The following is a 6,461-nucleotide window of genomic DNA, read 5'->3' as shown; positions in this document are numbered from 1 at the left end:
ACGATTAGGCTACAAAACACCTGAAGAGGTATTCAATGAACACTAACCGCTACTGTTGCACTTCAAACTTGATACTAAGAAGCGTGTAAAGGCTGCCTTTGGCCTGTTCTAGCACCATGCGTAGCTGCTCTTCACTGCGGCCGGCTTTGCCATCTTTGCGTTTACGCTTTTTCTTCTGCTCGTCTTCCAGCTCCGGCGGTGCCTCCACTATCATGGTGTCGCGTCCAGCCAATGTACCGCCACCGGCATCGCTACTGAGGCCACTGGTACTGATACCACCACTGCCAGACTTGGCTTTACCCGCCAACAGTGAGCGCGAGGTTTTCGCAGCATCACCCGAGCCTTTGTTCAGCTTGTCTTTTTTCAGCGCACCGACGTCACTAACAGGGTGTGCTGACCTCTTATGTCCATCCACTCCACCAATTCAAAGTAGCCTGCGAAATGCACGGAAATACAACAGCTTATCGCAGGTAAAAATAGACAAACCTACGAAGCGTTAGCAATCAAATCCCAACAATAAACAATGTTAAACAACAATAACAAGTTGTATCTTTTTGATTACAAAAATATAACATGTGTTAATATAACAAAAAGATATAAGTACATTAGCATAAGAATATACATCAAAATCAACTGCTTAACGATATTTAGAGAACCAATTTATGTTCCTCACCTGTACATTTAGATCATTCGTTTTAATCGTGGTATTAGGATTGATAGGCTGCGGTCAATCTGACGGCAATGATTCCTCACCAGAAGACAACCCTGATGTTGTCATTCCGCCAAGTGGCAACCCTGATGTTGAAACACCACCAGAGGACAACCCTGATGTTGAAACACCACCAGAGGACAACCCTGATGTTGAAACACCACCAGAAGACAACCCTGATGTTGAGACGCCACCAGAAGACAACCCAGATGTTGAAACACCACCAGAAGACAACCCTGATGTTGAAACACCACCAGAAGACAACCCTGATGTTGAGACACCACCAGAGCAACCCTATGAGCCCATGTCCCCGAGTGAGTTGAGTATTAATGCAGCAAGCATCAATACTATCTCACTTAGCTGGACTGATGAGCAAAACAGTGAATATCTCAGCGTCTATGAACTGTTTAGAGATGGAGAGTTAATCAAAACTTTGGCTGTTGATGTATTTACCTATACCGATACCGAATTAGAACCCAATACCAGCTATCAATACAGCATTAGAGCCGTTGGTAGTCAGGGCGAATATTCAAACCAAATCAGCCTATCTGCATCCACATTGTCACTGCCCTACCAGCCCTCTGCACCTACTGAGCTAGCCATTATTGCAACAAGCTCTAATACAATTTCGCTACGTTGGAGTGATACTCAAAACAGTGACTTACTCAGCTCATATGAACTGTTTAGAGACGAAGTCTTAATCAAGACCTTGGCTGTTGAGGTACTAAGCTACATAGATACCGAATTAACCCCCAATACGACCTATGTCTACAGCATTCGCACCGTAAGTAACGAGAGCGAATATTCAGAAAAAATAAGCACCACCGCAGCGACGACCCAAGCTGAAAATGAATTAAGACTGCAAGCCGCCTTGGCATCGGGTGATTCTGCTGGGTTAGAAAGTCTGGATAGCCAGCTGATCATCGAACAGCTGCTCGCTCAGTTGCAGGAGAGAAAAGCCGAATACCAACCTCACCTCAAGGCCATTTATGGTGACGAAGCCATTAGCTATGCCCCTGGTAATAATACCCACTTTGTCCATCCTGCTAATGTCGATACTTTTATTCCCCTGCTGGTAGGCAATAAAGGAGCGACCCTAGCCGCCGCCAGCATTGATAAGGAACAACGTGTTGCGGCATTCGGCTCAATTCCTATCTATGCCTTTAATCGTGGCGAACAAGACTATCAGCCGCATTTCAAGCGCCTGCTGAACTGGTTGTTGGAACAGGAGTTGGACGAATCGAGTCAAGCACTTAAAGTCTCAATAGCGCTGCACACTGGCGGCACATCTAGAGCCATTGGTGGCTGGTTTAATAGCCATTACCCAGATTGGGAAGTCAGCCTTTGCACCAGTGAGACTGACGGGCTTGAGGCTTGTTTTACCGATTCAGATCTAGTCGTGCTAGGCAGTCAAGTCAATTCAGAGCTGTACGGTCAGTCTGATATTGTCACTGCGCTGACTCAAGTAAAAACACGCGGCACACCCTTGCTCTATCTGCACCAAGGAGGTAAATGGGCAACCGGACTTACTGCGCCAGTACTGTCATTTTTTGGCTTTACAACGCCCCCCGGTCAGGGAAATAACAATCTAAACGATGCCGCTCAGTGGAGCAAATATTCCGATATGCCTTCCGGTTTCTCGGCTCCGCTTGAGGTCATGCTAAACCACCTTGATAAAGAAGATTTCTACTTTGATTGGAGTGTTTGCGGTTCGAATAACTGTGATTTGGTTGAAGGACTGCAAAGCGAGTTGATGTCAGGCCTTGAGAATGTACGTGGCATGTTTGCATCTTTGGAAGGCCAAGCGGTAGCGATGTTTAATACCGAGGTTAACAGTATCAACAAGCTGTTAGTGTTGTTGGGGGATCTTTACCGCCGCGACATTGCTTACCCTATCGATCGTTTAGAAGTGGATGGAACGCTGTTTGCCAAAGCACAATTTGCTGATTATTCAGTATATTACAACCGACACTTTACCCCAGCACAAACCGACCTCGGGGACTTCAGCGTGGCGATAGCGGCCGACCATCCCACCGTGAATCGTAATATCAGCATTACCCCTAAAAATATGACAGGTGACTTTACTGCAGTTGGGCTATATGCACTGCCTGGCAGAGCCGTGACCATTAGCCGAACAGACAATAACAGCAATGGCGCTCTAATTTATTTCAATACCATGCGCGCCTCTTCAACTCGGGTCTTTAATATTGACCGAAATGCCTATAGCCGTCCCAAATGGATGCGCAGCCACAAGGTCGCATTAAACGCAGGGCAAAGCATAACCTTAACCAGCCCTTATGGTGGCACCATCATGCTTGATCCATCAGGCAGCGAGCAAATTGATCTGGCTATTACTGGTGCCGCTGAACATGCCTTTGTTGATGATATGGACAAAATGGCTGACTACGCACAGGCGCTAGAAACAACAGACTTACCATGGACCCAAATCAAAACCCCCTTTGTCGAGATCCATTCACGCACCGATTACATGCGCCAGTCAGCGAATAATGCAATCTATCAAGGTGACATGACACGTTATGTTGAAGATATTTGGACCTATGTTGTAAAAGGCGCTTATGAGTTCGCGGGCATTGTTGGTGAAGGTTTAAACCAAGATCAAGCAATAAGCGACTTTTGTGCGAGTTATGATTGGGATTGCAGTAACGAAACGATCCACCGTATCCCACGAATTCAGCACATTAACTCGGACAACCACACCGCCTGTGGCTCAGCTTGCTCAGGCAACCCCATCGATATTGGCTTTGCCCTAGAGCCACAAGAATGGGGAGTAAACCACGAGCTAGGACATAACCTACAACCCGCACGCTTAAGAATTCATGGTGGTAAATCCGGTGAAGTCTCTAATAATATCTTCCCACTGCGGGCGCGGATGCGTTATGGCCAAACCTACGGTATAGCGGCCACTGGTCATACCTGGGATCAAGGTTATAAACTCGCTTTTAATATGATCCAAGACGCGCTTAAAAACGGAGATACTAACCAATTATGGCTCAGTGGTAATAACCTGTTTCACGAGCGTCTTGCCTTTTATATTCAGCTTATGCACATGGGTGACCAGCTGGATTATCTGGATGATGGCTGGCAATTAATTACTTTAATTTACCTTCATGATCGTTTGTTTGGTCACAGTACTGACTGGGATACAGATAAAGACAAACTTGGTTTTTCTACTTACACGGAGAAGCCAAGCAATATTGATGGCAATGATTTTATGCTGCTTTCTCTTTCTTGGATAACAAAGAAAGATTACAGAACTTACTTTGATGTTTGGGGGATTTCATACTCACCTGAAGCGGGTGCACAAGTGGCTGCCTATGGTTTTGCTGAGTCTGATATGTTGTTTTATCTGCCTGAAAACCAGTCCTATATGGAGCCGGTTCAATATATATTACCCTTAGATGGCATCACTGCTTGGCTTTTGCAAGAGCCTGGACAAGCTTCACTAGAGCTAGGCGAAAAAACAAAGTTTGCCGTTGGCGAAAATGCCAATATCCCATGGACTCGCACGGGTGAAATTGCCGCCGCCGAATGGAAACTACTTGAAAATGGTATTGAGGTGCAAAGTGGCGTCATTGCTTATACAAGTGAACAGTCGGGGAATATATCTTTACCATTAAACCAAAAAGGTATTTTTACCTACCAGTTAAGTTTATGTAATGCAACTTACTGCACCAGCAGTGAGCCGTTTTCATTGACAGTAGGCACGGTTGATACAGTAAAAATCTCTCTGGATGAAAGTGAAAAATGCTTAGCCTTGAATTCAGATACAGTAGCGGACTCAGGTCTCTATGCTCCAGAGTGTAGCGATGCTGACAATCAAGAGTGGTTATGGGATGACGCAGGTTATATTCGTTCGGTTAAGGATCTTGCCTACTGTATTGATGGTGGGAAAATGGATTCAGGTGGCTCACTGTTCTTTAGTTTATGTGGCTTGAGTGATGCTCAGAAATGGCTACTGGAAGACGATAAAACCATTGCCTTAATAACACCAAAAAATGGTAAAAACAGTGTATGGGATCAATATTCAAGTGACTCTGTGCATCTCTACTCTCATCACGCGCAGTCGAATCAGCGTTGGAAAACAGTAGTGGTGCCGAACCTGTTTAGTGCTGAGTTTAGCAATACCACCTTGGTCGAACAGAAATTAGCAGAGTTAAGCCCTAAGTTTGTGGCTCCTTTGGATATAACCATTAGTGATATCACCCCTATTGAGTTATTAAGCGTCATCACATTGACCGATGTCTTTGTAGAAGAAGGCGATATTGTTAATCAAACTCCAACTCCAGTTAACACCATTTATGCCCGTACCGGCGAGGGAGTTCTGTTATTGCAATTGAACCCTGAGTTGCCACCCTATAGTCGTGCAGACTACGACACTGAATTAGCGTTAATAGAAATAGTAAACTTCACCCCTTTAGGAAAAGCACCCTTTGATTTTTATAGTCGTAGTCGTGATAAGGATTGTAGTATTGGTGTTTCCTGCTATGCCAATCCAACACCAGCTGAAAGGAGGGTCTATGAAGTATTGCTTAGCAATGAGCGAAATGTGACCAATATGCCCTCATTTTTCCCTAATATTCAATCGCTATTTAACGACTCCTGCGAAAACTTCTCAGGGTGTCTTAACTATGATGGTGAGATGAGTTATGCCCAGTACATTTTAATGATGAAACAAGTGCAATGGGAGTATCAGCGGGGAGTTTTTACCGATTATGCTAATGGTAAAGGAGCAATCGGAACTGGGGATCGTCCTCTATCTCTACTCAGGAGTGCGGTTTGGGATATAACACATTGGTTTTCAATTACTCAGGAAATATTAGCGACAGCGCCATTCGAGCATTGGTCTTATCAAAGCATTAGCGCCGCGTCCTCTTTTAATTTAGGTCTTGGTTTCCATTCTGGGCTTAACTCCTTTCATCAGTACGGAGTGAATGACATCGTCGCTGACCATATCATGACCTTACCTTTTGAAGAGCAAACGAGTGTCACTGCAATGAAGCAACCTAACCTATCCTTTACTCAAGAACTCATCGGTTCAGGGCATTTGCGTTTTACTTTTAATAGCATTGATGAGCAATATTCGTCTTTGATCTTAAGAATGTCTACAGCAAACTCTGTATCAGGCGAGGTTACTTGGAGTAATAAGAACACCTTGGATGTGATTTTCAACAGTGATATTACAGCGGCACTGCAGATCTCATTCTTCAATGCGTACTCTGAACAAATGGCCTCAGTGATGCTTGATATTGAAGATGTCGTCATTGATTAACTTCTCTAAAAAGTTAGGTGGTATGGCTACCTGAGTCGAAGTTTTTGCGAGAATTTCCCGGTATGAAATATGATGCTGGGAAATGTTCAACAGATGCCCAGAATAAGGAATTATTACGTGTCAACGTTGATAGCGATTTATATCAATAGTGTTACTGGCATAGATACTCGAAGTAATATTATTTAATTGTTTTAAGCACGATGCTGACGATGGTTTCAGCATTATAGGAAATGGCAAAGTTTGCCAGTACTCTGGGAGGAGTAATAAATTGAAAGCATCTATTTGGATGGGGATGGCTATATTGTCGGCTGTATTAGGGCTGACTGCCTGTGGTCAGTCTGAGGATACTGGTGGCAGTACCGAGGTCAGTGGAGATACCGGTGGTGATACCGGTGGTGATACCGGTGGTGATACCGGTGGTGATACCGGTGGAGATACCGGTGGAGATACCGGTGGTGATAC

The 6,461-nt window shown here is 44.6% G+C and carries 3 protein-coding genes; 2 read left to right on the top strand and 1 reads right to left on the bottom strand.

Going from position 1 to position 6,461, the window contains the following annotated elements:
- Positions 1–49 precede the first annotated feature (49 nt).
- Positions 50–415, bottom strand: a complete 366-nt coding sequence (locus EZV61_RS09600; RefSeq protein ID WP_131415268.1) for a hypothetical protein — start codon at positions 413–415, stop codon at positions 50–52.
- A gap of 247 nt (positions 416–662) precedes the next feature.
- Between EZV61_RS09600 and EZV61_RS09595 the strand changes: the two genes are divergently transcribed.
- Entirely contained in the window at positions 663–5,999 is a 5,337-nt protein-coding gene (locus EZV61_RS09595; protein WP_131415266.1) for an ImpA family metalloprotease, read from the top strand.
- Between the two features lie 268 nt (positions 6,000–6,267).
- On the top strand, positions 6,268–6,461 hold a 194-nt coding region (locus EZV61_RS19535), incomplete at its 3' end, for a hypothetical protein (RefSeq protein ID WP_205695360.1).

Source organism: Corallincola luteus, from assembly GCF_004336975.1.
Taxonomy (GTDB): Bacteria; Pseudomonadota; Gammaproteobacteria; order Enterobacterales; family Neiellaceae; genus Corallincola; species Corallincola holothuriorum.
The sequence above is the reverse complement of the archived record's forward strand: the minus strand, read 5'-3'. Positions and strand labels throughout refer to the sequence as shown.